The sequence below is a fragment of the Kocuria salina genome (assembly GCF_013368965.1).
Taxonomy (GTDB): domain Bacteria; phylum Actinomycetota; class Actinomycetes; order Actinomycetales; family Micrococcaceae; genus Kocuria; species Kocuria rosea.
In genome coordinates this window covers 1-22,093 of record NZ_SSSF01000014.1, presented here as the reverse complement: position 1 = coordinate 22,093, position 22,093 = coordinate 1, and the positions used below count along the sequence as shown (strand labels likewise).

Annotated in this window: 22 protein-coding genes; 9 read left to right on the top strand and 13 right to left on the bottom strand. The window is 66.5% G+C overall.

Annotated elements, in window-relative coordinates:
* Window positions 1–140: 140 nt before the first annotated feature.
* The 8 genes from E7Z53_RS18105 to E7Z53_RS18070 form a co-directional block, all read right to left on the bottom strand.
* Window positions 141–572, bottom strand: coding sequence for a DUF4913 domain-containing protein (locus tag E7Z53_RS18105; RefSeq protein WP_176338506.1), 432 nt, complete (start codon window positions 570–572; stop codon window positions 141–143).
* A gap of 4 nt (window positions 573–576) precedes the next feature.
* Window positions 577–2,385, bottom strand: coding sequence for a type IV secretory system conjugative DNA transfer family protein (locus tag E7Z53_RS18100; protein ID WP_176338505.1), 1,809 nt, complete (start codon window positions 2,383–2,385; stop codon window positions 577–579).
* The gene (locus E7Z53_RS18095; RefSeq protein WP_255219679.1) at window positions 2,382–4,058 is read right to left on the bottom strand and encodes an ATP/GTP-binding protein; all 1,677 of its coding nucleotides are present in this window, start codon (window positions 4,056–4,058) and stop codon (window positions 2,382–2,384) included. The genes E7Z53_RS18100 and E7Z53_RS18095 overlap by 4 nt, the downstream gene beginning before the upstream one ends.
* 78 nt (window positions 4,059–4,136) lie before the next feature.
* Window positions 4,137–5,651, bottom strand: a complete 1,515-nt coding sequence (locus E7Z53_RS18090; protein WP_176338503.1) for an SCO6880 family protein — start codon at window positions 5,649–5,651, stop codon at window positions 4,137–4,139.
* Window positions 5,632–7,479, bottom strand: a complete 1,848-nt coding sequence (locus E7Z53_RS18085) for a type IV secretion system protein (RefSeq protein ID WP_176338502.1) — start codon at window positions 7,477–7,479, stop codon at window positions 5,632–5,634. The genes E7Z53_RS18090 and E7Z53_RS18085 overlap by 20 nt, the downstream gene beginning before the upstream one ends.
* The gene (locus E7Z53_RS18080; RefSeq protein ID WP_176338501.1) at window positions 7,472–8,221 is read right to left on the bottom strand and encodes a hypothetical protein; all 750 of its coding nucleotides are present in this window, start codon (window positions 8,219–8,221) and stop codon (window positions 7,472–7,474) included. The genes E7Z53_RS18085 and E7Z53_RS18080 overlap by 8 nt, the downstream gene beginning before the upstream one ends.
* A 46-nt stretch (window positions 8,222–8,267) precedes the next feature.
* Window positions 8,268–8,567, bottom strand: a complete 300-nt coding sequence (locus E7Z53_RS18075; protein WP_176338500.1) for a hypothetical protein — start codon at window positions 8,565–8,567, stop codon at window positions 8,268–8,270.
* Window positions 8,564–9,199 (bottom strand): DUF6668 family protein, encoded by a 636-nt coding sequence (locus tag E7Z53_RS18070; protein ID WP_176338499.1) that lies wholly within the window; start codon window positions 9,197–9,199, stop codon window positions 8,564–8,566. The genes E7Z53_RS18075 and E7Z53_RS18070 overlap by 4 nt, the downstream gene beginning before the upstream one ends.
* A 127-nt stretch (window positions 9,200–9,326) precedes the next feature.
* On the opposite strand from E7Z53_RS18070, the gene E7Z53_RS18065 reads away from it, so the two are divergent.
* The 6 genes from E7Z53_RS18065 to E7Z53_RS18040 all read left to right on the top strand — a co-directional run bounded on the left by E7Z53_RS18065 (window position 9,327) and on the right by E7Z53_RS18040 (window position 14,887).
* The gene (locus E7Z53_RS18065; protein ID WP_095651506.1) at window positions 9,327–9,596 is read left to right on the top strand and encodes a helix-turn-helix domain-containing protein; all 270 of its coding nucleotides are present in this window, start codon (window positions 9,327–9,329) and stop codon (window positions 9,594–9,596) included.
* 10 nt (window positions 9,597–9,606) lie between these two features.
* Window positions 9,607–11,088 carry a MinD/ParA family ATP-binding protein gene (locus E7Z53_RS18060; protein WP_176338498.1) on the top strand — a complete coding sequence of 494 codons (1,482 nt, stop codon included), beginning with the start codon at window positions 9,607–9,609 and terminating at the stop codon, window positions 11,086–11,088.
* A gap of 33 nt (window positions 11,089–11,121) precedes the next feature.
* On the top strand, window positions 11,122–12,240 hold the full coding sequence (locus E7Z53_RS18055; protein ID WP_176338497.1) for a transglycosylase SLT domain-containing protein: 1,119 nt from the start codon (window positions 11,122–11,124) through the stop codon (window positions 12,238–12,240).
* A complete protein-coding gene (locus tag E7Z53_RS18050; protein ID WP_176338496.1) occupies window positions 12,237–12,818 on the top strand; it encodes a hypothetical protein in 582 nt (193 codons plus the stop codon). Before E7Z53_RS18055 ends, E7Z53_RS18050 begins: the two co-directional genes overlap by 4 nt.
* Before the next feature lie 63 nt (window positions 12,819–12,881).
* The gene (locus E7Z53_RS18045; RefSeq protein WP_017832691.1) at window positions 12,882–13,100 is read left to right on the top strand and encodes a hypothetical protein; all 219 of its coding nucleotides are present in this window, start codon (window positions 12,882–12,884) and stop codon (window positions 13,098–13,100) included.
* 164 nt (window positions 13,101–13,264) lie between these two features.
* A complete protein-coding gene (locus E7Z53_RS18040; RefSeq protein ID WP_176338495.1) occupies window positions 13,265–14,887 on the top strand; it encodes a replication initiation protein in 1,623 nt (540 codons plus the stop codon).
* A gap of 81 nt (window positions 14,888–14,968) precedes the next feature.
* Here the strand turns inward: E7Z53_RS18040 and E7Z53_RS18035 are convergent, their stop codons facing one another.
* Together E7Z53_RS18035 and E7Z53_RS18030 are read right to left on the bottom strand one after the other, a co-directional pair.
* A complete protein-coding gene (locus E7Z53_RS18035) occupies window positions 14,969–15,340 on the bottom strand; it encodes a hypothetical protein (protein ID WP_255219678.1) in 372 nt (123 codons plus the stop codon).
* A 110-nt stretch (window positions 15,341–15,450) separates the two neighbouring features.
* The gene (locus tag E7Z53_RS18030; protein WP_176338494.1) at window positions 15,451–15,648 is read right to left on the bottom strand and encodes an antitoxin VbhA family protein; all 198 of its coding nucleotides are present in this window, start codon (window positions 15,646–15,648) and stop codon (window positions 15,451–15,453) included.
* Window positions 15,649–15,929: 281 nt separating this feature from the next.
* Here E7Z53_RS18030 and E7Z53_RS18025 point away from each other — a divergent pair, with 281 nt between their 5' ends.
* On the top strand, window positions 15,930–16,700 hold the full coding sequence (locus tag E7Z53_RS18025) for a ParA family protein (protein ID WP_176338493.1): 771 nt from the start codon (window positions 15,930–15,932) through the stop codon (window positions 16,698–16,700).
* Entirely contained in the window at window positions 16,697–17,044 is a 348-nt protein-coding gene (locus E7Z53_RS18020) for a hypothetical protein (RefSeq protein WP_176338492.1), read from the top strand. The genes E7Z53_RS18025 and E7Z53_RS18020 overlap by 4 nt, the downstream gene beginning before the upstream one ends.
* 465 nt (window positions 17,045–17,509) lie before the next feature.
* On the opposite strand, the gene E7Z53_RS18015 is transcribed toward E7Z53_RS18020, so the two are convergent.
* Complete coding sequence (locus tag E7Z53_RS18015) at window positions 17,510–17,839, bottom strand: histone-like nucleoid-structuring protein Lsr2 (RefSeq protein ID WP_176338491.1); 330 nt, start codon at window positions 17,837–17,839, stop codon at window positions 17,510–17,512.
* A 455-nt stretch (window positions 17,840–18,294) separates the two neighbouring features.
* Here E7Z53_RS18015 and E7Z53_RS18010 point away from each other — a divergent pair, with 455 nt between their 5' ends.
* A complete protein-coding gene (locus E7Z53_RS18010; RefSeq protein ID WP_176338490.1) occupies window positions 18,295–20,394 on the top strand; it encodes a DUF262 and DUF1524 domain-containing protein in 2,100 nt (699 codons plus the stop codon).
* Window positions 20,395–20,505: 111 nt separating this feature from the next.
* Here E7Z53_RS18010 and E7Z53_RS18005 read toward each other — a convergent pair whose 3' ends face one another.
* Both E7Z53_RS18005 and E7Z53_RS20055 read right to left on the bottom strand, forming a co-directional pair.
* Window positions 20,506–21,846, bottom strand: a complete 1,341-nt coding sequence (locus E7Z53_RS18005) for a 5-methylcytosine restriction system specificity protein McrC (protein WP_176338489.1) — start codon at window positions 21,844–21,846, stop codon at window positions 20,506–20,508.
* Window positions 21,831–22,093 (bottom strand): hypothetical protein (locus E7Z53_RS20055; RefSeq protein ID WP_217905941.1); only part of this gene is annotated, 263 nt, incomplete at its 5' end. The genes E7Z53_RS20055 and E7Z53_RS18005, both read right to left, overlap by 16 nt.

Sequence of the window (22,093 nt, the reverse complement as noted above, 5' to 3'; positions counted from 1 at the left end):
CCACACTATAGACAAGCGTGGCCTTCTGTCACAAGTGGCGACTTGTCTATCGATCAACGTGTCCGGTCAGTACAGCTAGGGCCACGGGGAGAATGGAGGCATCAAGCCTGGACTGTAGATGGATGCAGAAGCCAAGCCGCTTACTGGAAAAGTTCGGCTGGTGGAGGATCCAAGGGAAGCGGTATCCCTTTCGGCGCGTGTGACCTGGGGGTGCAGCCGTGGAAGGGGCCTTTTTCGTCGAAGAGTGTTCGCATGGTGGGGTCGGCGTAGTCGCGCCACCACACTGCCAGCCCGGTGGTGGGGTCGGTGCGCAGGTTCTCCCAGGCACGCCAGAGGCCGGTGAGGCGGCTGACGGCTTCTTCGTGGCGCCACCATTGGGCGCACCAGGTGAAGGTGGTGGCCCGGCCGGCGAGGTCGATGTCGCGCCGGTACTGGTAGGCCAGGTGCTCGGTGACGAACTCGGCCACGTTCGCATAGACGAGCTCCCTCTCCCCCTCCCCCCGTTCGGCGTCCTCGAGGGGTTCGCCGTCGATGTCGTCGTGACTGTTGGTTCGGCGGGCACCGATGTCCATGGTCTTACTCCTTCACCAGGGCCGCCCACCGGTTGCCCATGGGCTCGGACCGGCTCGGCTCAGCCCCCTGGAGCCCGGGTGCGGACTCCTCTATAGCGCGGGTGTCGGTGGGTGCGTTGTGCGCGGCTTCGGAGGCCCTGGATGCTTCCGCGTAGGGGCGGTGGTCAATTGGGATGGTGCGCAGCAGCACGGCCCGTGCCCCGGAGCCGAGCATCACGGCCCGGCCCTTGGGCAGGGCGGCGAGGTCGGCGACGGAGAGGATGTCGTCGGTGGCGTCCTGGCGGGAGGTGGACCCGGAGTCTTTCTGCCGTGAGGAGGAGACGGAGGTGTAGGTGTACTTGCCGATCAGCTCCGAGAGCATTTTTAAGTAGCCCTCTTCCTTGACGTTGCCGCCGTAGGTGACGACGTTGGCGGTGGAGAACAGCTTCTTCATCCCGGACTCGCCCCACACGTCCACGCCTTGGGACCAGGACTGCAGGAACGTGGAGACCACGATCCCGCGGGAGCCGTAGTGGCTGTAGAGGTCGGGCAGGTTCGCCCACCGGCACACATTGGCCGCCTCATCGAGCACGCAGACCATGGGGGTGGCCAGACGGCCGGCGGCCTGGGTGACGGCGTGCTCTTCGGCGGCGGTCACGGTGGCCACGGTCAGAGCGGTCACCAGCGGTCCGGCGGTGCCGGCCCCTTCCTTGGACAGGGCGTAAAGGGTGTGCTTGCCGCGCACAAAGGCTTGGGGGTCGAACTGCGGGCGGGTGTCGTCGGGGCTCGTGGGGTTGACCCAGGCGGCGATCTTCTCGTTCTTCAGGCACGCGGCCATCTGCAGGGCGGTGGAGTAGACGCTGCCGCGGTACTTCTCGGGTTGGCGGATGGTGCTGGCCACGGAGTCGGCTTCCTTGGTCCAGCCGTGGGCGTCGAGGAGTTTGGCGGGGGTGTCGTCGGTGGATCGGGTCAGCCAGTAGTGCACGCGCTCGATCGGCTCCTCACCCACCGCGGCGGCGAGCAGGAGCCCGGCCAGCAGGTCTTTGCCGGCGGAGTCGAAGTGGGCGTCACCCATCTTGGCCCCGGCGGGGCGGGAGCCGGTTGCGAAGTTCGTGGCCATCTCCGCGGCCCGTTCACTGTCGGTGACGTAGCTCAGCGGGTTCCACCACCAGGTCGGTTTCTCCCCGGCGACTCCTTGGGGGTCGAAGACCCACACGTCACCGTCGGTGGCGCGGATGTCGCGGGTCAGGTCGGAGAGGTCGCGTTTGTTGGAGGTGGCGATCACTGGGCCTGGGGCCTCGATGATGGACGGGGCCGCCTGGGAGGTGGTCTTGCCGGTACGGGTGCCCCAGATGTGCAGGAGGGTGTCTTCCCAGGAGGCGTAGAGGGTGTGGCCGCCGCGGACCATCTTCCCGATCATCACCCCGGGAGCTTCCACCCCGAAGCGGGCGGCCTTGGCGCGGGCTTGTTTCTCGGTGAAGGGGGCGACGTCGCGCACCGAGGCCATGCGTGGTGCGGCGCGGTCGTGCTTGACGACCTTCTGGGCCTTCTGGTGGCGCTTCCACCCCCACAGTGCGAACAGCCCGGTCAGGAGCAACCCGACCGTGGCGGCCAGGACGATTTCGGTGGTGCGCCACGGGAGGTCACCGGTGAAGACGCCCAGGGAGCGTTCCCAGTACCCGGTGGGCAGCGGCTCGGTGCGCGGGGTCAGGGCGTGGCCGGCGCTGACCACCGTGTAGAGGATGGCCGGAACACCGACCAGGGCGAAGAGCAGAGTCAGGAGCAGGGCGACTTCCCCGCCGCCGGCCTTGTACTTGCGGTCCAGGGAGCTCATCGTTCGCCCCTCTCCTGAGCGGCGCGGAACTTGGCCTCGTGCCACTTCTTCTCGGTGTCATGGACCTGAGACCGGCGCTCGGTGGGGGTGAACTCCATCGAGAACGGGATCCCCGCCCTCGCGCCGACCTTGATGAAGAACTTCCCCTGGCCCGGAGGCGGGGAGGTGGTGCGATCGTCGAAGTACCATTCCCGATTCTCGGGGTCTTCCAGCCAGGCCCGCAGCTCGGCCTCGCTGATGGCCGATGCGTCGGTGGGGGTGTACACGTCATCGTTGGTGTACTGAATCTCCTCATCGCCCCGGCGGTTCCAGGCCGGCGGGTCCTGCCAGGCGGCGAGCTGTTCCTGCTCGCGCATCGACAGCGGCACGGATTCGGTCAGCAGCGGCATCTCGGATTTGGCCAGGCCGCCGAGGATCTTGATCCCGCAGCGGTCCATGATGCCCTTGGCCTTGGCGCGGTCCTCCTCGCCACGGACGGCCATGAGGTCAGAGGGGGTGTGGGAGGCCATGATCTGTCCGACGCCCATCTCCCGGTTCAGCCGGGTCAGGGCGTTGACCTGATCGACGATGCCGGGCCCGGCCGCCAGGGTGTTCCACAGCTCATCGAGGATGAGCAGGAAGCGTTGGCGTTCGATCACCCCGTCGTCGGCGAGCATGTTGGAGGTCCGCACCGTTCCGGTGCCGATCGACCAGCACGCCAACAGCGTGGCCGCCCGCAGGTCGGACTCGGACTGAGAGATCCGGGAGAGGTCGAAGACCATCGGCCGGGAGGCGTCGATCTTGTTGGTGGAGGGGCGGGCGAACATCTGCCCGAACGCCCCGGTCCCGCACAAGGAGTTCAGCGAGGACTCCAGACCCTCCGTAATGGCCTCGTAACGGGCGTCGTCGCCGCGATCCAGGGACACCTCGCGCACCTCGACCGGCTTGTCCTTGAGCACCTGGCGCAGATCCGCCATGACCGGGACCGTGCCGGATACGGTGTGGCGGGCTTCCAGGACGGTGAGGCATCGGTCCAGGATCTGATCCTCGCGCTCGTCCAGTGGCTTCTTGCGCAGAATCGCGATCAGCGACCGGATCAGGTCGAAGCGCCGGGTGTGCAGATCGGCCAGCAGCTCCTCCGCCTTGGCGGCAGAGAGCAGCTTGGCCGCCGCCACGGCGCCGGCGTCGTCGAGCGGGTTGATGTGCCCGACCCCGCGGCCCAGCGGCAGCACGGCCCCGCCGAGGGCTTCGATCATGGCGACGTGTTCGCCCTTGATGTCGCCGAGCACCATCGGCCACACCCCGAAGGCGGCCAGCCCGATGGCCATCCGCCGCAGCAGGGAGGACTTGCCCAGCCCCGGGTTAGCCATGATGAAGGCCGAGGGGTTGGCGATCACCCGCAGCTTCTGGAACCAGGAGATCGGATCACAGCACACCGGCTCCCCGGAGAGCAGGTTGCGCCCCAAAGGGACGCCTTCCAACGGGGAGCCCCCGCCCATGGGGAAGGGGAAGAGCCCGCAGACCTGGTAGTTGGTGCCGCGCATCTCGCGGATCGGGTGCAGCAGCTGCGCCTCACCCAGTCCCCGGCCCTTGTGGCCCCGCGGGCCCGGGCGACGGGTGGAGGAGGCAGTAACCGAGGTGCTGCCGGTGCGCTGGGGCTTAGCGAAGACCTTGCCTAGCTTCGTTCGGGTCAACGCTCGGTCTAGGACGGTGGTTGAGGCGGTACCCCGGCTGGCCGGGAGGACGATCTGCTTACGGGCCTTGGTGCTCATCTACAGGGCGTTCCTCACGGTCGAAGGCAGGGCCAGATGGTCAGGGATCACCACACCGAGGGGCAGGCCGGCGGCGAAGGTGGAGTCCTGGGCGCCGTAGGCCTCCTCCAGGCGGATCCTCGCCGAGGTGCCGAGGTTCTCGATGATGGCTTCGGCCTCGTCCAGCTCGCCCCTTGCGCGGACGGTGGCGGTGACGACGAGCCCGAAGTTCAGCAGCCCGGCCCCGTCGGCTTCCTCGGCGGCGGTGGCCTGGGCCGCGCGGGTTTCGCGGGTGTCCCGGGCCGTCGCCCGGTTGCGGGAGGAGGCGTTGAAGGTGGCGGTGTTGATGTCGTTCTCCACCATCTGCGCCGCCCTCGCCGGGTCGATGGGCCGGTAGAGCAGGGTGACACGCTTGCGCACCAGCTCCGGGTTCGGGGCGATCAGGGCTTGGAGCACGTTGGCCTGGACGGTGGAGCGCGGGGGCACGGACATCGCCCAGGACTTCGACCAACAGTTGTTGTGGTGGTAGCAGTCCCAGAAGGTGTCAGCGGCCTGGGGGCCGACCTCACTCCAGTCCAGCTCCGGGGCCACACCCTGGGCGTGGGCCCGGTCGAAGAGCACCGCTTCGGCCGGGTCGTAGGCCACCCGGATGACCTCGCACAACTGCTGCGCTGTCAATGGGGCGGCCACCCCGGCCCCGGTGTCGTTGAGGGACAGGGTGAGGTTGGGCAGGCGGGCGGCCAGATCATCGGCGACCTCGTCCGGCTTGCGGATGCGTCCGCCGGCCCGCACGGAGGCTTTGAAGGTCACCGCGATGTAGGCCCGGGTGACGGTGGCCCCGGTGGGCAGCATCTGCACGGTCTCGTTGATCACGTCCCGGGCGAAGGCCGGTGCGTTGTCTGCCATGCGGGCTTCGATCTTGCGGGCCAGCCGGTACCCGGAGTCCGGGGCGGTCTCGATCGTCACCGAGGCCGCGGTCAGCCCGGGTTCGTCGGTGAGCATGCCCAGCCAGTGCGCCCAGCGGTCCACCCACCGGTTGATGTGCTCTTGGTCGACCATGCCTCCGCCGTCGGGTTCGGAGGAGAACACCACGGTGTAGTGGTGTTTCTGCGGGACCTCGAGCAAGGCGAAGGGGCGGCCGTAGCCGTCGACGTGCTCGGTGATCGTGGAGCGGGCCGAGATCCCGGGCAGCTTCGTGGTGCCTGACGGCACCCGGGACACCGGCCCGGCCCGGTAGACGTTGGCGCCGGCGTAGACGGCGTTGGCCCACCCGGCCCGGCGGACGATGCGCTCAATGAGGGTGCGTCCGTGCTTGTTCTTGCTTATGGACAGCGCGATCAGGGTCAGAATCACCGCTTCGAAGCCCAGGGCCACCAGCCACATGTTGAGCATCATCAGCAGGATCCCGCCGACCACCCCACCGATCAGCAGCACGGTGCCGGCGGTCGAGAGCCCGGCCAGGCCCTTAGAGGTGGGGGTGCGGAAGTTGCCGTACACCCGCGGACGGTTCTCGGTTTTAGCTTCGGTCTGCGCCATCAGGGCGGCCCTCGTTTCCGGTCTCGTTGGCGATCTGCGCCTTGAACGCACGTGCCTGTTGCTGGACGGCCTTCGCCGCCTGTCTTGGGCCGGTGGGTCCCGTGGGACGGGCCCCGGAGCGTGCCGGTGCTACACCAGCACCGGACCCCGGCGTGGGACGAGCCCCTGTCCCAGCTCCGGCGCGAGGTGCCGCCCCGGTGCCGGGGGCCAGCTTCGCCTCGGTCCCCGCAGCCGACTTCTGCGCACCGTCCTGGCCGGCGGTGCCCGTGGCGGACGCTCCCGCCGCTCCGGTGCTTCCGCCGGTGCTGGAGGTGCCGGCTTTCGCGCTGGACTCGGTGGCCTGGGAGACGGCTTCCCCGGTCTTCTGCACGGCGTTGGCGGCCGCCATGCCCGCCGCCACCGGTGCCGCCGCTGCACCCGCCGCCGCAGCACCAGCGGAGCCCGCCGTGCCCGTGGCACTGGCCCCAGCGGTGCCACTGGCCCCACCTGCAGCCGAGGACGGACCCGCAGGCGCGGAACCCGATCCGCCCTTCAAGGGCGATATGGAGGAGGAAGCGGAGGAAGAGTCAGAGCCGAACCCGCGTCCCGAGCGCGCCAGGTGGGAGGCGCCCTGCGGGATCGCCGCGCCCATCGCCGCGATGCCCAGCGCCCCGCCGCCACCGCCGGAGGAGGACATCGAGCCCAGGACGGGGCTGAGGAATCCGATGAGCACGGGCAGGGCGAACACGGAGGCAACGATCATCATCAGCCCTGCGGCGAACTGGATCAGCCCGCTGCCGGAGTCCTCCCACACCCCGGTGGTGGACATCTTGATCGCCAACCCGTAGATCAGCGCCGCGGCGGGCTTGTAGAAGGCGAAGGCCAGGGTCCAGGCGATGACCTTCTGGAAGAAGTTCTTCCCCGTCTCGGTGTTCAGGAAGGCGGCTGAGAGCGGGAGGATCCCGGCCATCAGGAACAGCATCCCGGTGCGCAGCACCATCAGCATCAGCTGGATGAGGTTCACGATGATCGCCACGACCCCGCCGACGATGATCAGGATGACGTTGCCGCCCAACCACACCGGATCCGCCGCACCGGCGCTGGTGGCGTTGTCCAGGGCCAGCAGCTGGAGCACGTCGGTCTGGAAGTCCTCCCCGATGGCGGAGTCGATAATCTGCACGGCCAGGGCGTCGGTGCCGGCCACCAGGACATTGAGGATCGTCACCCCCGAGGCCGTGACCACGGCCAGGGTGAGCAGATTCTTCAGCAGGTCCCGGGCCGGTTCAGCGCGCTGGGTCCAAGCCATCTGAGCCCCGGCGATCATCACGCTCAGGGCGGCCACGGCCAAGGTGAGGTAGAAGGTCTGGTCCTGGATGAAGCCCACCGACCCGGACAGGTTCCCCGCCCGGGCCGGGACGAGGAATCCGATCAGGCTGGTGGCCCCACCGATCAGCGCCGCCCCGGAGGCCAGCACGGTGGCCGTGTTCACCAAGCCGGCCCCATCACCGCGGCGGGCGTTGGTGGCCAGCACGATGCCCAGGAACAGCACCCCGAACACGCACACACCCAGCCCGATCCAGCTCGCGTAGCTCAGCAGCAGATCGACCTGATCGTTAAACGCTCCCCGGACCGGAGCCTCGGCAACGCCGCTGTTCTCGCTGGTGAGGCTGGCGCTACCCACCGTGGTCCACATGGATCCAAGAGATGCGATCGTCTCGACCACGGCGGAGGTCACACCGTCCGCGATCTGATCCAGCGCATCCCCGGCTGCCCCGGTGAGCGCATCGCTGATTCCTTCCTTCGTGTTGCAGACGAGGTCGAGCCTGCCGCAGCTTTCCTCCTCAGCCATCGTGAGGTCCCCACGTGATGTACCCGTTCAGGTCTGACACCTGGCCGGCAACGGGGCCTGTGTCTCCGTTGTCGCGGAACATGAAGCGCCAATCACCGTCCTGCCAAACCATGTCGGCGCTGCTGGTGATGTACGTCTTCTCTGATCCGTCGTCTGCAGCGGCCACTACTTCAACGCTGGCCTTGTCGCCGGTGTAGGAGAGAAGACGGAAGCCGGCAATCTGCACAGGAGTGGTAGATGCGTCGTTCTCCGCGATGCGCTGTCGGATCTGCCCGATGTTGATGTCCTTGCCCGGGCCGTCCAAAGCCAACGCTTGAGTCGTGTCCAGGAGGAGCTGCGGGTCATTGCTGGAGGCCAACATGTTGGCGACGCTCAGTAACGCCCCTTCGGGAGTGTGGGAGTAGCAGGAGCGCACACCCGTTGACTCATCCACGGTGCCCGGTCCGTGCTCCTCCGAGGACGGCGCGTAGATCGCGCCCAGGGCGGTCCAATCGACGTCCTCGGGGGCCTTCGTGAGCGTGGTGCCGCCGGAGGCGTCCAAACCACACACCGACTCCCCGCCCGCCACCGGTTCGGCGGTGGTGGCTGGCGCCGGGGCGGCTTGGGTGGGCTCTTCTCCGTCGGGCCACAGCCACAGGACCACCCCCAGTACGATCAGCAACGCGACCAGGACCGCTGAGATCAGGAAGCGGGGGGCCTTCCACCAGGTGTTGTTGTCGTCGGTCTCGATCTGGTCTGTCACCTGCTGCTCCTCTGATGCGGGGGGTTGGTCTTGCGAGGGCCAGAGGTCATGCCCCGGAGATGAAGGAGAGGATCGAGGCGCCGCCGGAGATCAGAGCCACGGCCAGGACGATCTTGATGATCCCGGAGACCTCCTCGGTGGTCTCCCCGCGTCGGGCGTCGAAGGCCATCTTTCCGCCGACCACCAACAGGCCCAGCACAGCGATGCCCAGCGCGATCCATTTGCCGACACCGACCATGCGGTTCCAGGTGTCACCGATCCCGGGAGGAGCCAGCGGGTCGGAGTCGGGCAGGGCGGCCGGCAGCGCCTGCACGGTGTCCTGTGCAGCCAGTACGAGGTCGATCATTGGGGGGTCCTCTCAGAAGTTGCTTCATCGGCTGCCTCACCGAGGGCGGTGAGGACTTTTCTCGGTTCCCGGGCCATGGATTCCCAGTCCGTGGCTCCGGTGAGCCGGAGATCTTCGATCCAGGGCACCACCCAGGTGGAGGGCACACCACCGGAGATCACCCGGGTCGCTGCGGCCAGGGACTTCGGGGTGCGCCCCGGGGCGTCAGCCACCAGGACCAGGCCTTGGAGGTCGACATCGGGGTGGGCGCCGGCCGCCCAGTCGCGGGCGGCGAGACGGGCGGCGTCGAGGCCCCGTTTGTTCTGCCGGGCCACGAGGAAGACCGGCGCGGGGGTGTGCTGGGGCTCCTCGTTTGGGCGGGCGGGCCACCGGTGGTGGCAGGCGGTGCCGCCGAGCAGGTCGGCCAGCACAGACTCCCCGGCCCCACCGTGGACACCGAGCCAGAACACGTCATGGGCGGTGGTGAGAAACCGCCCCAGTCGCCCCTCGTCCTGGGAAAGCCCGGTCACGCCTCGCTGGGGACCTGAGGCGCCACGGAAGACCGTGACGGTCTCCTCGGTGACGTCTTCGAAGATCGGGCGGGTCTGCTCCTGGGTGGAGGGCGATACCAACTCAGCCCAACGGTTGTCCATCACACCTCCTCGGTCGCAGGGCCTCCAATAGACTGGACCCTATGTGCATTAGACAACACTGAGAGAGGATTAGCAATGTTAAACAACGCTAGACAACAAACGAGTATGACTGTGTACAGTGCCCAGTATGAGGGCGCAGGTGATCGTCGTGTCTGACGCGCTGGACCGGCTCTTCGAGGGCCTGCCCGAGCGGCTGACCGTCGACCAGCTCGCGCAGGTGCTGGGCCTGGGTGATCGCACCATCACCTACCGCTGGTTGCGCGACGGCATCGTGCCGGCGATCAAGCTCGGCAAGACCTGGCTGATCCTGCGGGACGACATCAAGGAACACCTTCGCTCTCAGTACAACGTCCCCCATTCCACCGACAATGACGGGGCGCACACGAACGAGGAGTAGGGAGAGCACCATGGCTCAGGCACTGGAGCGGCCGGTCTGCACGGCCAGGATCGCCGCCGACGACAGCGTGGAGGTGACGATCGACCGGGTCCCCTACGAGTTCGCCTCGATGCCGGCAGCCATCGCCCACGTCGTCTCTATCGCTGATGACCTGGGGCGACCGGTGAAGCTGACGGCCATCGACCCGGCCTCGGTGACCGAGCCGGAGACGCGACTGATCGTCGCCGCGGACGGATCCGTGACAGCAGACGCCAGTGCCTCGGCCAAGAAACGGCCCTCCCGTGGAGGCTCTTCACGTGTGGTCACAGTCGACGACCTCCTACCGGAGCCTGAGGAGACGACACGCCCAGTGGCGGCCACTGAACCAGCCGCTGACCTGAGCGAACACCAGCCCGCGGAGCCTTCCACCGATGCGGAGACCCCGCAGACGCTTCCCAAGGCCGATGTCCCCCATTCGCGGGACGCATCCGAGCTCTCAGATGCGGACCCACTGCCCGAGACCACCGCGGGCGACACGCCCGCCGCCGACCCGGCGCCCACCAGCTCCACACCGACCCCGATCGTCGCCGAGGCCGGAGATCCCCGCCTGCAGCTGCGCCGGGAGACGACCACGGATCAGCCCGAATCCCCCGCCCGCCACGGCTGGCGCGGATGGTGCAACCAGACCCTCAGACTGTCCCTGGCGGCCTCAGCCGCCGAACGGGCGTCCCGGGCCCGCCGGGTGCGGATCCAGCGGCCGCTGGAGACCCACCGCACCGTGGCGGTGCTCCAGCTCAAGGGTGGGGGCGGGAAGACCACCACGGCCTACCATCTGGCCGCGACCGCCGGGCGGGTGCGTGGGGGCAACATCCTGGCCGGGGAGTTCAACGAGAACCAGGGCACCCTGGCCGAACGCTCCCTGGCCGGCGGCCACGACCGCACCACCCTGGACCTGATCCGCAACCTGGAGACCGTCACCCGCCGCACCGCCGACCTCGTGCGCTACGTGCGCCCCCAGGGCGATGACCGGATCCACGTGCTCGCTTCCCCACCCGAGGGCACCGATCGGACCCGGGTGGACGGACGCTCCGTACGGGCCGCCCATGAGACCCTGCGGTCCCTCTACAGCCTGATCCTGCTCGACACCGGCAACTCCGCCCAGTCCTCCACCTGGCGGGCCGCCGTGGACGTGGCCGACTCCCTGGTGCTGGTGGCCCACAACCGCGAAGACGACGCTCGCCTGCTGGAGGCCACCGTGGCCGCCGTCGCCGCTGAGGGCCACGGGCCGAAGCTGGCCCGGTCCGTGCTGGTGGTCTCCAACACCGCCACCAACAACACCGAACGCCTCACCCGGCTGCGCGAGTACGCCCAAGCGGTCGGGTTGGCCGGGACCGTGGTCATCCCCTTCGACAAGTCCCTCCAGGAAGGACGCGCCTTCCACTACGACGCCCTGCACCCAGCTACTGTGCGGGCTTACGAGGAAGCCACCGCCACCCTGATCGACCAGCTCTGACCCGCAGACCTCCCATCCCCCCAGGAGGCTGTGATGTCGGCTGGATCCCCCCGTGCCCTCGGCGCCGTCGTGGCGCTGCTGTTGGTCTTCGCCATCGGATCGATCGTGGCCCTGGCCGTGCTGGTGGCGACCCTGGCCGAGGACGAAGAACAGGCCTCAGCCGGCTCCTGCACCGTCACCGCCGTCACCACGGGCACCGACAGCGGCCAGCAGCGGGCACCGAACATCCCCAACGGCTGGGCGCCACTGGTCGAGGCCGCCGCCCGGACCGCCGGGCTGCCCGTGAGCGTGGTGGCGGCACAACTGGCCCAGGAATCCGGGTGGAATCCGGACGCCACCAGCCCGGCCGGCGCCCAGGGCATTGCCCAGTTCATGCCCGCCACCTGGGCCACCTACGGCAACGGTGGGGACCCCTTCGACCCTGACGACGCGATTCCCGCCTACGGCCGCTACATGGCCGCCCTCAAGGATCAAGTGCAACCGATCGCCGGTGACGACGCCGGTGAGCTCGTGCGCCTGACCCTGGCCGCCTACAACGCCGGCCCCGGGGCGGTGGAGCAGCACCAAGGGGTGCCGCCGTACCAGGAGACCCGCGACTACATCGACACGATCCTGGACACCGGCCAGTCTCAGTTCTCCGCCCACTGCCAGGCCCCCACCGGGGCCCTGGCCTGGGACGGAGACCTGGGCGAGGGCGAGTGGACCACCCCACTGCCCGGGGGCGTGTTCACCTCCGGCTACGGCGGCCGCGCCCTGGCCGGGGTTCCCGGGTGGGCCAACCAGCACGAGGGCGTGGACATCGCCACCCCCGGGGCCGGCAACGGCCGCGGTGGGGTCGTCGTGGCCCCCACGTCCTTACGGATCACCGGGTTCAACGCCACCGATGGGTGCGTGATCGCCAAGGAGAACGGGGAGGACCCCGACTTCGGTTTCGCCTTTTGCCACCTGCACTCCTGGGACGTGGCCAAAGGCCAGCAGCTCAAACGCGGTGACGTCATCGGCACCGAGGGTAACCGCGGCCGGTTCGGCATGGCCACGCACCTGCACTTCGAGATCTACAAACCTGACGCCCCGGAGACGGTCTTCCCTTACCAGGGGCACAACCTCGACCCCGAGCCCATCCTCAAACAGAAAGGAGCATGGCCGAAATGAGCCGACACCGCCTGATCACCGCCCTCACCCTGTGCCTGCTGCCCCTGACCGCCTGCGGGCCCGAGGGAGCACAGCAGACCAGCGAGCAGACCACCTCCCCCGCCACGGCTACTCCCTCCCCCACCGAGCTCATCCCCGGAGAGGGCACCTTCCCCGATCCGGGCAGCGTGGACCGGGCCGATGTGGAGGCCACCGCCGAAACCGCCGCGCTGATGCTGCACTCCTGGGACACCGCCACCGACCGCACCCAAACCGCCGCCGCGATCCGCGCCAAACCGTTGATGTCCCAAGAGTGGGCCAACCACCAGGTCGAGCCTGAACGCAACGGCAACCAGGCCGCCTGGCTCGAACCAGCCGAACACCAGGCCTACAGCGCGCCCAGCCTCGTGCCGGCTGTCGGTGACGTCTCCCGCGACGTCGCCGCGGACAAAGCCATCCGCGCCTACGACCTCACCTGGCGATGGATCAGCCGCGACGACCACCAGATCGAGGCCACCGGCCAACGCCAAGTCGTCATCTACCTCGAGAAGCACAACGGCCAGTGGGACGTTGTGGGCCATCAATCCCATGACCTGTAGCGATCCGACCGACACACCCACGAACTTCTAGCGCTAGTACAAGCAATGTGAGAGGGTGGGCGTATGACGGAGTACACACCGCCCAAGCTGCTCGGGAAGCGAGTGGCGTTCAGCATGCGCGTCCTGCCCGAGCAGCACCGCCGTGCGGCGGAGAAGGCAGCTGCTCTAGGGCTGTCCCAGGCGGACTACGTCGGCGCTTTGATCGACCGTGACCACGGATTGCCGAATGCGATAGATGATCGGCAGAACGCTGAGGAGCTCCCCATCACCAAAACCGCTTAAACGACTGACGGCCCGCCGTGGAGGGCGGGCCGTCGAAGTCAATCAGCTGTCGTGAGTTTGGCGACCTAGAACAGCTGGTTCAACAGAAACCGGATGAGAACTGCATATGAACCCATTACCAGGGGACCGTTGTGTCCCCTAGTGTACCTGAGGCGCGTCCGCAAGTGGACCCCGCCTTACTCGACATTGCCCTTTTTTGCCCCGAGACCCCGGCCCGCCGGTTTCTGGCGCACCACCGGATCGAGTACTTCCGGTGCGGTCAGACCAAGTCGCAGGCGTTCCCGAACCGTGGGCGGCCTGCTGGTGACTTCGCGTTCATCCAGCTCAACCCGGCCGATTGGTTGAACTTCCTCGTCGTGGACGTCGATGACGAGGGCGCGTTGTTGAACCTGATGCACCCGGCGGTGCCGGAGCCGACCTGGATCATCGAGAACCCGGAGACGGGTCATGCCCAGGCCGGATGGGCGATCGAACCGGTGTACCGGGGCGAGGGTGCTCGGCCGGGCCCGATCCGCTACGCGGAGGCGGTGCAGCGGGCACTGGACCGGCTGGTGGACGGGGACCCGTGCTTCACCCGGTACCTGGTGCGCAACCCGGCCGCTCAGTTCCCGGCCGGGCTCGTGTGGTGGGGCCGCAGAGCCAGCCCATGGTCCCTAGGGGATCTCAAGGCCCACATGGCCGAGTACACCGACCCCTTCCATGACGAGGCCATCGACGGACCCGCCACACCAGCCTGGGACCCGGGCACGCCCCTGCTGGGACAGTCCGGCATCCCGCGAGTCTCTGTCTCGGACACCGCCACGGAGGTGGGGCGCAACACCGCGATCTTCCGCGCCACCCGCCGGTGGCTGTGGGACCAGCGGCAGGCCCGCCACCAGACCCCCAGCGAGGCCGCCTCGATCGCCCACGCTAGGGCGCTCAACGCCCAGATGCCCCACCCTCTGACCGATAGCGAGGTCGCCTGTCTGGCGCGCTCGGCCGTCCGTCAGGTCAACGCCGGCAAAGGCCGCCCCACCTCCACCAGTGGTTCCGATGCTGCACACGAGTATCTAGCGCGGATGGGCCGCCGCGGCGGGAAGGCCCGGACCGAGGCCAAGGCGCGGGCGGCGGCAGACAACGCCGCCCAGGCCCGTCAGGCCCGCACCCGCCGTGTGGGGCAGCTGCGGGCTCTAGCGGTGCAGTTGCGCGCGGCGGGGGCGACCTACCGGGCCATCGCCGAGGCCGTAGGTCGCACCGCCCGCACCGTGATGGCCTGGTTGAAAAACGAGCCCACCACACCCGCCAGCGGCCCCGTCGAGGAGGGTGAAATTCTCCAAGCAACAGGTATTAGCTCCGCTCCCAAGGTGTGCCCTGCCCCCTCCCCTAGCCTGGAAGTGCCCCCCGGACCTGCCAAAGAAGAGGATGCCCCCATGACAAGCGAACCCGCCTACCAGTGGCCCGAAGGCGTCCTGCCTGGAGAACCAGACCCCGACTTCCGGGATCGGCTCCTCCCCGAGCACCGCGGCCTCACTCTCTGGGTACCCCTGGACTACCTGGAGGACTACCCCATCGGCTCCGGCTACTGGTCTTTCACAACCGCCTCCGACTATTGGGAGACAGTCAAGGACGGACCGTTCCACGGCGCTGCGCTGGGTGGGCGAGAACTGCACGTCACTGAAATGGGGGCCCGTGTCGGAGAACTCCACGGACTGCGCTTCCCACACCTGACCGCCGTCTCCTACGAAGTCACTCGAGTCGCTGGTGACTCCCGGTGGTCAGCACGGTTCCCCGGTTACATCGTCCACTGACGCGTCGCGTCCAAGGTCAGTGTCACAGTGCTCTCAGGGACTTCGCTGTCTCCGTTCCTGTTCGACCGCTAGCTGGTCCGGTCAGGAACGTGGCTGAGGGCGGTGTGGGGCGGGAGTGAGGATCACCGCGAGCATCTCCTGCAAGGTAGCGAGGTCATGGTCTTCGGCGGCGGACCGGGACGCAGCGTCGTTGACCGCCCCGGTGATCTGGGTCCAGTCCAACCACCAGCCGGCGCCTACCGCCAGACGATCGAAGAAGAAGCGCTGGGTGCGCCCGTTGCCCTCCCGGAACGGCTGCGCCCCCGAGACCGTCTCGCGCAGATCCACGGTGCGCAGCCGCCCCGCCCAGGGATAGATGTCCTGGAACAGGTGACGGTGAATGACTGGTAGCTCGACTAGATCTCGGGTGGGCGCCGGTGGACGGCGCCACAGCTGCAGGGTGCGGACCGCCACCAGAGTCGGATTTCGCGGCGGCGAGCTCTACGGCGGTGCGTGCGCCGATCAGGTTGGTCAGGATCCCGGTGTGCGGGTTCAGATACGGGTCACGGTGCGGGCCGGGGGCCTCACTCAAGGCCGTAGCGGGCGCGCGTGCACCGAACCAGCTCCTCGACCTCGAGCCCACCTTCGGCGAAACGATCCATCTCAGCACGGGTCGCTGTTGTGGCGTGAAGTCCTTCCATGGCAGCACTGTGCACCACGGAAGCTACCTGCTGTGCCCGGTTCACCTCGAGGGCCGGTCGGAGAATGTGCTGCTGCGCCATGGAACCTCCCCGGTGGTGTGTTGGGCCGTGCTATGCGCTCTAGTCTCCCAAGCGCCCCTGACCAGCACCTGGGGTTATACGCGCCGGGGACGCCAGCTTCGGTTGCGAAACGCACTCTCTGGCCCAGCATCCTTGTCCACCACGACACCCCAAAGGCATGCCTCGTAGAATTAATGGTAGATAGCTATCTAGCTTGCTATATAGCTAGCTGGTTAGCTAGGTAGAAATACAGATAACTAGCCAGGTGGCTTGATGGCCCGCCAGCTTGATAGCTTGCAAGCATGCAAACCCTCATGGTGTACAGCGAATCCGGTGGAGTTACTAAGACCACCACCGCCGTCTCCCTAGCAATGGTTGCCGCCGCCGCGGGACGTCGAGTCGTCCTCGTTGACCTCGACCCCCGCGCGGCCTCCACCAAGTGGTTCGGGGTGCAGCCCTCGGCGGAAGGAATGCACGTTGGGGCAATCCTGGGCGATGAGAACCCCGAAGGCTGGGCCGAAGACCTCGCGGTGCCCAGCGGGTGGCACCCCAACCTCCGGGTGATTCCCTCGGCCCGCAACGTCTCCAACCGTGAGGCGGACCGGGCTGATCATGCGGAGCTGCGGCTGAAGATCTCCCTGACCGGTCTGCAGGCGGATGTGGTGGTCATTGACTGCCCGAACCGGCAGGGTGGGCCGTTGACGCTGTCGGCGTTGAACGCGGCGGACACTGTGGTTTACGCCGCCACCGCCACCAGCGACGGCATCGACGGAGTGGACGGGGCGAGGCGCACGGTCGCCCAGTTCCGCCGGCACCGCCAGCAACTGGGCGCCCCGGACACCCTCACCGAGGCCGGCATCGTCGTCGGTGGGGTGAAGGAAACGATCATGAGCCGGGCGGCGGTGGCCAGCCTGGAGGAGCTGCGGGCCACGGGGTTGTTCTTGGAGCCGTTGATCCCGGATCGGGCCATCGTCCAGGAGGTACGCATTTCGGGGGAGTGGTACGGCCAGTACCGCAAGGGCTCCCGTGTGCTGGATGCCTACACGGCGATCGCGAAGAAGGTGCTGCGATGACCGAGCAGCCCGAGCGCCCCGCCTCACTCCAGCGTCGCCGGCCGCGTCCGGCCCCGGATGAGCACATCGATCCGGTCGACTACACACCCCCACGCGCTACCTCACCCCAGCCCGCGACACCGCAGGTGTCGTCCCCGCCGGTCCAGGCAACCCCGGTGGCGGAGCCGCCGGGGGCTCCGAAGCGCGGCCGCGGCCGGCCCCGCCGGGAACCCACGATCCAGCTGGGGGTGCGGGTGGCCCAAGACGTCTCCGACCTGATTGAGGAGCTCACCGAGCACGACGGCACCGCCCGTGCGGTGATCGAAAACGCGGTGCGCGCCTACGCCCAACAGCTCAACCGATAGAACCGGCCCCCGGTAGGGGAGGGGTGCGGCTGCGGGCGGCTTTCCCCTGGTCGGCGAGGAAGGAACCCGGCTCACCGTTGCTGGTGGGCCGGGTTCTCTTCTTCTGGGGACAGGCGGCGGGATGGGGCAGGTGGTTCCGTGGGTCGTCGAACGACGCAGGTGCCCGCGTACCTTTCGTCAGGAGCCAGGGCCGGCCCCCAGCAGGAGTTGTTGTCGGGCGCCGAAGGGGCGACCAGCGCTGTCCAGGCTGGACGCGGGGCGTCCCGGCGGCGCCGTACCGGACAAGGACCGTCAGCCCGTCACCAACTGCTCAACATGAGGAGAAAGCCACGGTGACGGCTCACATGCTCAAGCCTTGCCCCGAGACGTTCCACTGCGATGTCGCAGCGGTGGCCGGCCAGCACCGGGCCCGCCGTCACGGAACGCCCGGAAGGCCTACTGCTGTCCGGTGGGGGAGTGGGGGGCCTACTGGGCGGCGTAGTAGGCGTCCTTGACGGACTGGTGAATACGGCCGCGGTCGGAGACCTGGTGGCCGTTCTCCTTCGCCCAGGCCCGGATTTTCGCCGTCTCCGGGTTACCACCAGTGGAGGAACGGGGCCCGGTGGTCCGGGTGGACTTGGACTGGGCTCGCCGGCCGGAGGCGGCGTAGGGGCGCAGGGCCTCCCGCAGCTTCTCCGCATTCGCGGTCGAAAGGTCGATCTCGTACTGCCGGCCGTCCAAGCCGAACTGGACGGTCTCCTCAGCAGGACCACCCTCGAGGTCGTCTTCCAAAATGATCTGCACGCTCTGCGCCAACTCAGCACCTTTTCATTGAATTCATCATGGCTTGCACGGAAAAACATACACGATCGAAATGCCGAAACTAAACCCAATCTCCATGGCTTAGCTGTGAACTTACCCAGAGGCGCTATCCGTTAAGGCTTCGAGGGCATCCCTTCATTGAACGAAACTCTCATAAGATGTGTCTACTCGTCCCAAAACATCAAGTTCATGCCCACGCCCAGGACAAATTAGCGCAGGTCTTCCCCGGGGTCTTGGGATACCACGACTGGACACCAAACCGTAGGTCAAGTCAACCCTGTCACTACTTCATGTATCAGACCTACGCGCAGTCACCTTCGGGTAGGTGACAAAGAGGGCGACGATGTTCAGGAAGCGGTGATGGGAAGCGAACGCGACAGTATGTCGAGTCTCTCTTATCCGTGGCGTAGTCGATAGATTGACGACATGCGATATTTCGGAGGGGACCGATGAAGGCTGTCGACTCGCACCTGCTCACTTTGCTGAAGGCTAGCAACCAGTTCATCGTGCCGATCTACCAGCGGCTCTACTCCTGGCAGGAGGCGGAGTGTGCCCAGTTGTGGAACGACATCATCCGGGCAGGGTCGATGCCCAAGCTCGGCTCACACTTCACGGGGTCGATCGTGTACGTCGCGAAGGACCAGGCCACCAATACCTCTGCCGAGCCCGATCTGATCATTGACGGCCAGCAGCGGGTGACAACGGTGACGTTAATCCTGGCGGCGCTGGCTGAACGGCTGGAGAAGTTGCCGAAGGATCAGCAGGAGCCCTGGGATGGTTTCTCGCCGCGGAAGATCCGGAATCGCTACCTGCTCAACGACGACGAGGACGGCGAACGGCAGTTCAAGCTGATCCTGTCCCAGACTGACAAGCAGGCGTTGATCGCGATCCTCCAGGGAGCAGAGCCCGCCAGCGAGGCGGTCACGCGCGTGATTGATAACTACGCCTACTTTAGGCAGAAGCTGGATGATCCCAACCTGGACCTGTGCGTGGTGTGCCGTGGTCTCGACAAGCTTGTCGTCGTCGACGTGAAGCTCGAGCGCGGTGTGGACAACCCGCAACTGGTCTTCGAGGCCATGAATTCCACTGGCAAGAAGCTCTCGCAGGCCGATCTGATTCGCAACTACGTCCTGATGGACTTGCCGCCCAAGCAGCAAGAGAAGCTCTACGCGGCGTATTGGCGTCCGATGGAGCTTGAGTTCGTTGGCGCGGAGGAGAGTCAGTTTGACCAGTTCGTCCGTCACTACCTGACCGTCAAGACGGGCGATATTCCTCGCTTGGACGATATATACGACGCGTTCAAAGAATACGCCGCAGCGTTCACCGACGCGGACGAGAGCATCGAGTCGCTCGTCATCGAGCTGCGTCAGTACGCCCGTCGATACTGCGCGATGGCACTGGGCAAGGAGAAGGACCCGAAGCTGCGACGAGTGTTCAAGGATTTGGACCAGATCAAGGCCGACGTCGTCTACCCGTTCCTGCTGGAGGTCTACACCGACTACGAGCTCGCTACCCTGTCGCGAGAGGACGTGCTGCAGATCGTCGATCTCGTGATCTCCTACATCTTCCGGAGAGCGGTCTGCCGGATTCCGACCAACTCGCTGAACAAGACCTTCGCCGGCTTCAGCTCGGCAGTGCGCAAGGACCGCTACCTCGACAGCGTCAAGGCACATTTCCTGGGCCTCAAAAGCTATCGCCAGTTCCCGACCGACAGCGATTTCCGCTCCAGCCTGACGGCCAACGACCTGTACAACTTCCGCCGGCGTTCGTACTTCCTTCGGAAGTTGGAGAACCACGGTCGCAAGGAGCATGTGACGGTCGAGGACTACACGATCGAACACATCATGCCGCAGAACGAGAACCTTTCATCGGAGTGGCAAGCGGCTCTCGGCGACGACTGGCAGGACGTGCAGGTGAGGTACCTGCACACCCTCGGGAACCTGACACTTACCGGCTACAACTCCGAGTACTCCGACCACCCCTTCACGAAGAAGCGCGACATGGAGGGAGGATTCAAAGACAGTCCCCTGCGACTGAACAAGGGCTTGGGACAACTCGACACCTGGAACGCCGACCAGATCCAGAAGCGAGCCGCGCGGCTGGCCGATGATGCGCTGCAGATTTGGACGATGCCGCAGTTGCCGCCCGAACTTTTCGGGGAGCTGGCAGAGAAGCGAGCCGAATCGGACTTTTCAATCGAGGACCACCCGCACCTGCTGCCACAGCCACGCCGAACGCTGTTCGAGAAGTTCAGCGCAGAAGTGTTGGCTCTGGACCCCGGAATCACCCGGCATTTCCTGAAGCTCTACATCGCCTTCAAGGCCGAGACCAACTTTGTTGATGTCGTTCCCCAGAAGGCCCGGATGAGGCTGAGTCTCAACATCCCCCTGGAAGCGCTCCACGACGAGCGGGCTCTCGCGTGGGACGTCAGTGATAAGGGGCATTGGGGCAACGGCCCGACCGAGGTCGGCCTCGACGAGAACTCCGACCTGGGCTACATCATCGGCTTGGTCCGCCAAGCCTTCGAGTTCCAAATGGGTGACGAATAGCGGAAGGTCGCCGCAACGTTGCCGCTGACCTTCTCCACGTGCTGGATGATGGCCAGCCGGTGGTTAGCTTGACGTTGGCGTGCAAGGTCGTTTCGAGTCCTGGGAATCTTCTTAGGATTGGAAGACCCGAGTGTCAATATCCTTTGTCAGTTTTAGATCTAGACGGTCACCAGACGGGGGTGAAAGCCACTGTCCGATCTTCTCAATTAAGAACTCCTGCCCGTCAGCTCGAGTCAAGGACATTAGGTTGAGAGGCAGTGCTGTCAGCTCGATGTCGTGGCCTCCTAGTTCCGACGAAACCCGCCAAACTGTCGGTTCGCGGTCTTCCGCAACCGGGTAGGTGAGCGACACACGGCTACACCCCAGAACATGTCCAGCGGTTAGCACCTGGTAGGTGTCCGTCGACTTAGGGCGCGTCCCCAGCACCTTGTACTTGGAATCAGTAATGGCGACGGCATTGCCTTCGGCGTCACGGAATACGACATCGGGGACTGTTTCCAACAGACGCCCTGGGCCAGAAACCAGAGTCCCGAACTTGACCGCGTACTTGCTGACGTGTTCGCCGCGCTTACCCGCCGCGCGTCCGCATAGCCAGTAAACGTAGTTTTCGTAGATCGTGTCCGACTTCCATAAGAAGCCGGAGAGCGCGTGCTTACCGCGGGCGTGATGGACTCCTGCACCTTCGAGAAGCAGCAGACCGACTACCTTGGCTGCTTCCAATCCCCGGTGCTGCGTGCCGAGTTCGATCCGCTGTGCATCAAGGAGGTGCGGAGGCTGCCGTCCAACGTGCGACAGCCCCGCTTCGATCTCGCGCAGCGCACGAGCGCGTCCTGGCGCTTTGACGGTGGCGGCGAGACACTCTGCGGACCAGCGCAAGAGCCGGGCCAGGGGCGTATCATCCGTCAGCAAGTCCGTGACGTATGGGATCTCCCAGGGAGTGGTGATCCACTCGCTCAAGCGAGACAGATCTAGCGCCCCGCGGAGCGTGGGGCCGGATGCCTTCTCCGTCAGATAGCCTCGCGGCAGACCGCGGACACCGCCTTTTGCGTAGGAGGCCAGGAACATCTCGGCGAGCAGATCAGGCATCGAGAGCGAATCGGTCTCATTCGCGGTAGTCATCGTGTCCTCGACATGACCTCCTTCGACGACCGAGAGGATCCGCCACAGAACTGTCTGCCAACTTCCCGCTGCAGTGCTCAGGAATTTGGGCGCGATCTCGATGTCAGTCTGTCCGACGCGAATAACGCCAGTGACCGCCTCGGCCCGCAGCTTCACCCGTCCGTTGCCGATGTCTTCGACTCGGATTGGATCATCCCGTAGGTTCAGCGCTCGTTTCCAACGGACGTTGGCCTCGGCAAGAGCTTGCAGGTCTGTTTCGTCGATACTGCGCACCGCTGGTGCGCCGTACTCCTGGAGAACGACGCGCCGCGGTGCATTCAGCGTGTAAGCCACCTGAACGACCGTTTGATGACGTCAGTGTCCAACTCGCTGACCCGCACCGGTGCGAGGGTGCGTGCTGCGGCCGTGCCGGCCTTCGAGGTGCGCCGGGCCCAAGCGAACTCGCCAGTGGTCGGAGGGGTATCGACGTGAAGGAGGTCCATCAGCTGTTCCGGACGTCCCGAGTAACGATCCTCGAGCTGAGGGAACAGCACGTCGTCCCACGTCTTGGCCAAACTCCGCCAGACATCCTGCTGTTCTG

Coding starts and splice junctions, on each gene's coding strand:
- E7Z53_RS18025 (WP_176338493.1), top strand. CDS start 15,930: ATGCAAACCCTCATGGTGTACAGCGAATCCGGTGGAGTTACTAAGACC.
- E7Z53_RS18010 (WP_176338490.1), top strand. CDS start 18,295: ATGAAGGCTGTCGACTCGCACCTGCTCACTTTGCTGAAGGCTAGCAAC.
- E7Z53_RS18075 (WP_176338500.1), bottom strand. CDS start 8,567: ATGATCGACCTCGTACTGGCTGCACAGGACACCGTGCAGGCGCTGCCG.
- E7Z53_RS18105 (WP_176338506.1), bottom strand. CDS start 572: ATGGACATCGGTGCCCGCCGAACCAACAGTCACGACGACATCGACGGC.
- E7Z53_RS18070 (WP_176338499.1), bottom strand. CDS start 9,199: ATGGACAACCGTTGGGCTGAGTTGGTATCGCCCTCCACCCAGGAGCAG.
- E7Z53_RS18100 (WP_176338505.1), bottom strand. CDS start 2,385: ATGAGCTCCCTGGACCGCAAGTACAAGGCCGGCGGCGGGGAAGTCGCC.
- E7Z53_RS18030 (WP_176338494.1), bottom strand. CDS start 15,648: ATGGCGCAGCAGCACATTCTCCGACCGGCCCTCGAGGTGAACCGGGCA.
- E7Z53_RS18060 (WP_176338498.1), top strand. CDS start 9,607: ATGGCTCAGGCACTGGAGCGGCCGGTCTGCACGGCCAGGATCGCCGCC.
- E7Z53_RS18085 (WP_176338502.1), bottom strand. CDS start 7,479: ATGGCTGAGGAGGAAAGCTGCGGCAGGCTCGACCTCGTCTGCAACACG.
- E7Z53_RS18050 (WP_176338496.1), top strand. CDS start 12,237: ATGAGCCGACACCGCCTGATCACCGCCCTCACCCTGTGCCTGCTGCCC.
- E7Z53_RS18045 (WP_017832691.1), top strand. CDS start 12,882: ATGACGGAGTACACACCGCCCAAGCTGCTCGGGAAGCGAGTGGCGTTC.
- E7Z53_RS18065 (WP_095651506.1), top strand. CDS start 9,327: ATGAGGGCGCAGGTGATCGTCGTGTCTGACGCGCTGGACCGGCTCTTC.
- E7Z53_RS18055 (WP_176338497.1), top strand. CDS start 11,122: ATGTCGGCTGGATCCCCCCGTGCCCTCGGCGCCGTCGTGGCGCTGCTG.
- E7Z53_RS18020 (WP_176338492.1), top strand. CDS start 16,697: ATGACCGAGCAGCCCGAGCGCCCCGCCTCACTCCAGCGTCGCCGGCCG.
- E7Z53_RS18090 (WP_176338503.1), bottom strand. CDS start 5,651: ATGGCGCAGACCGAAGCTAAAACCGAGAACCGTCCGCGGGTGTACGGC.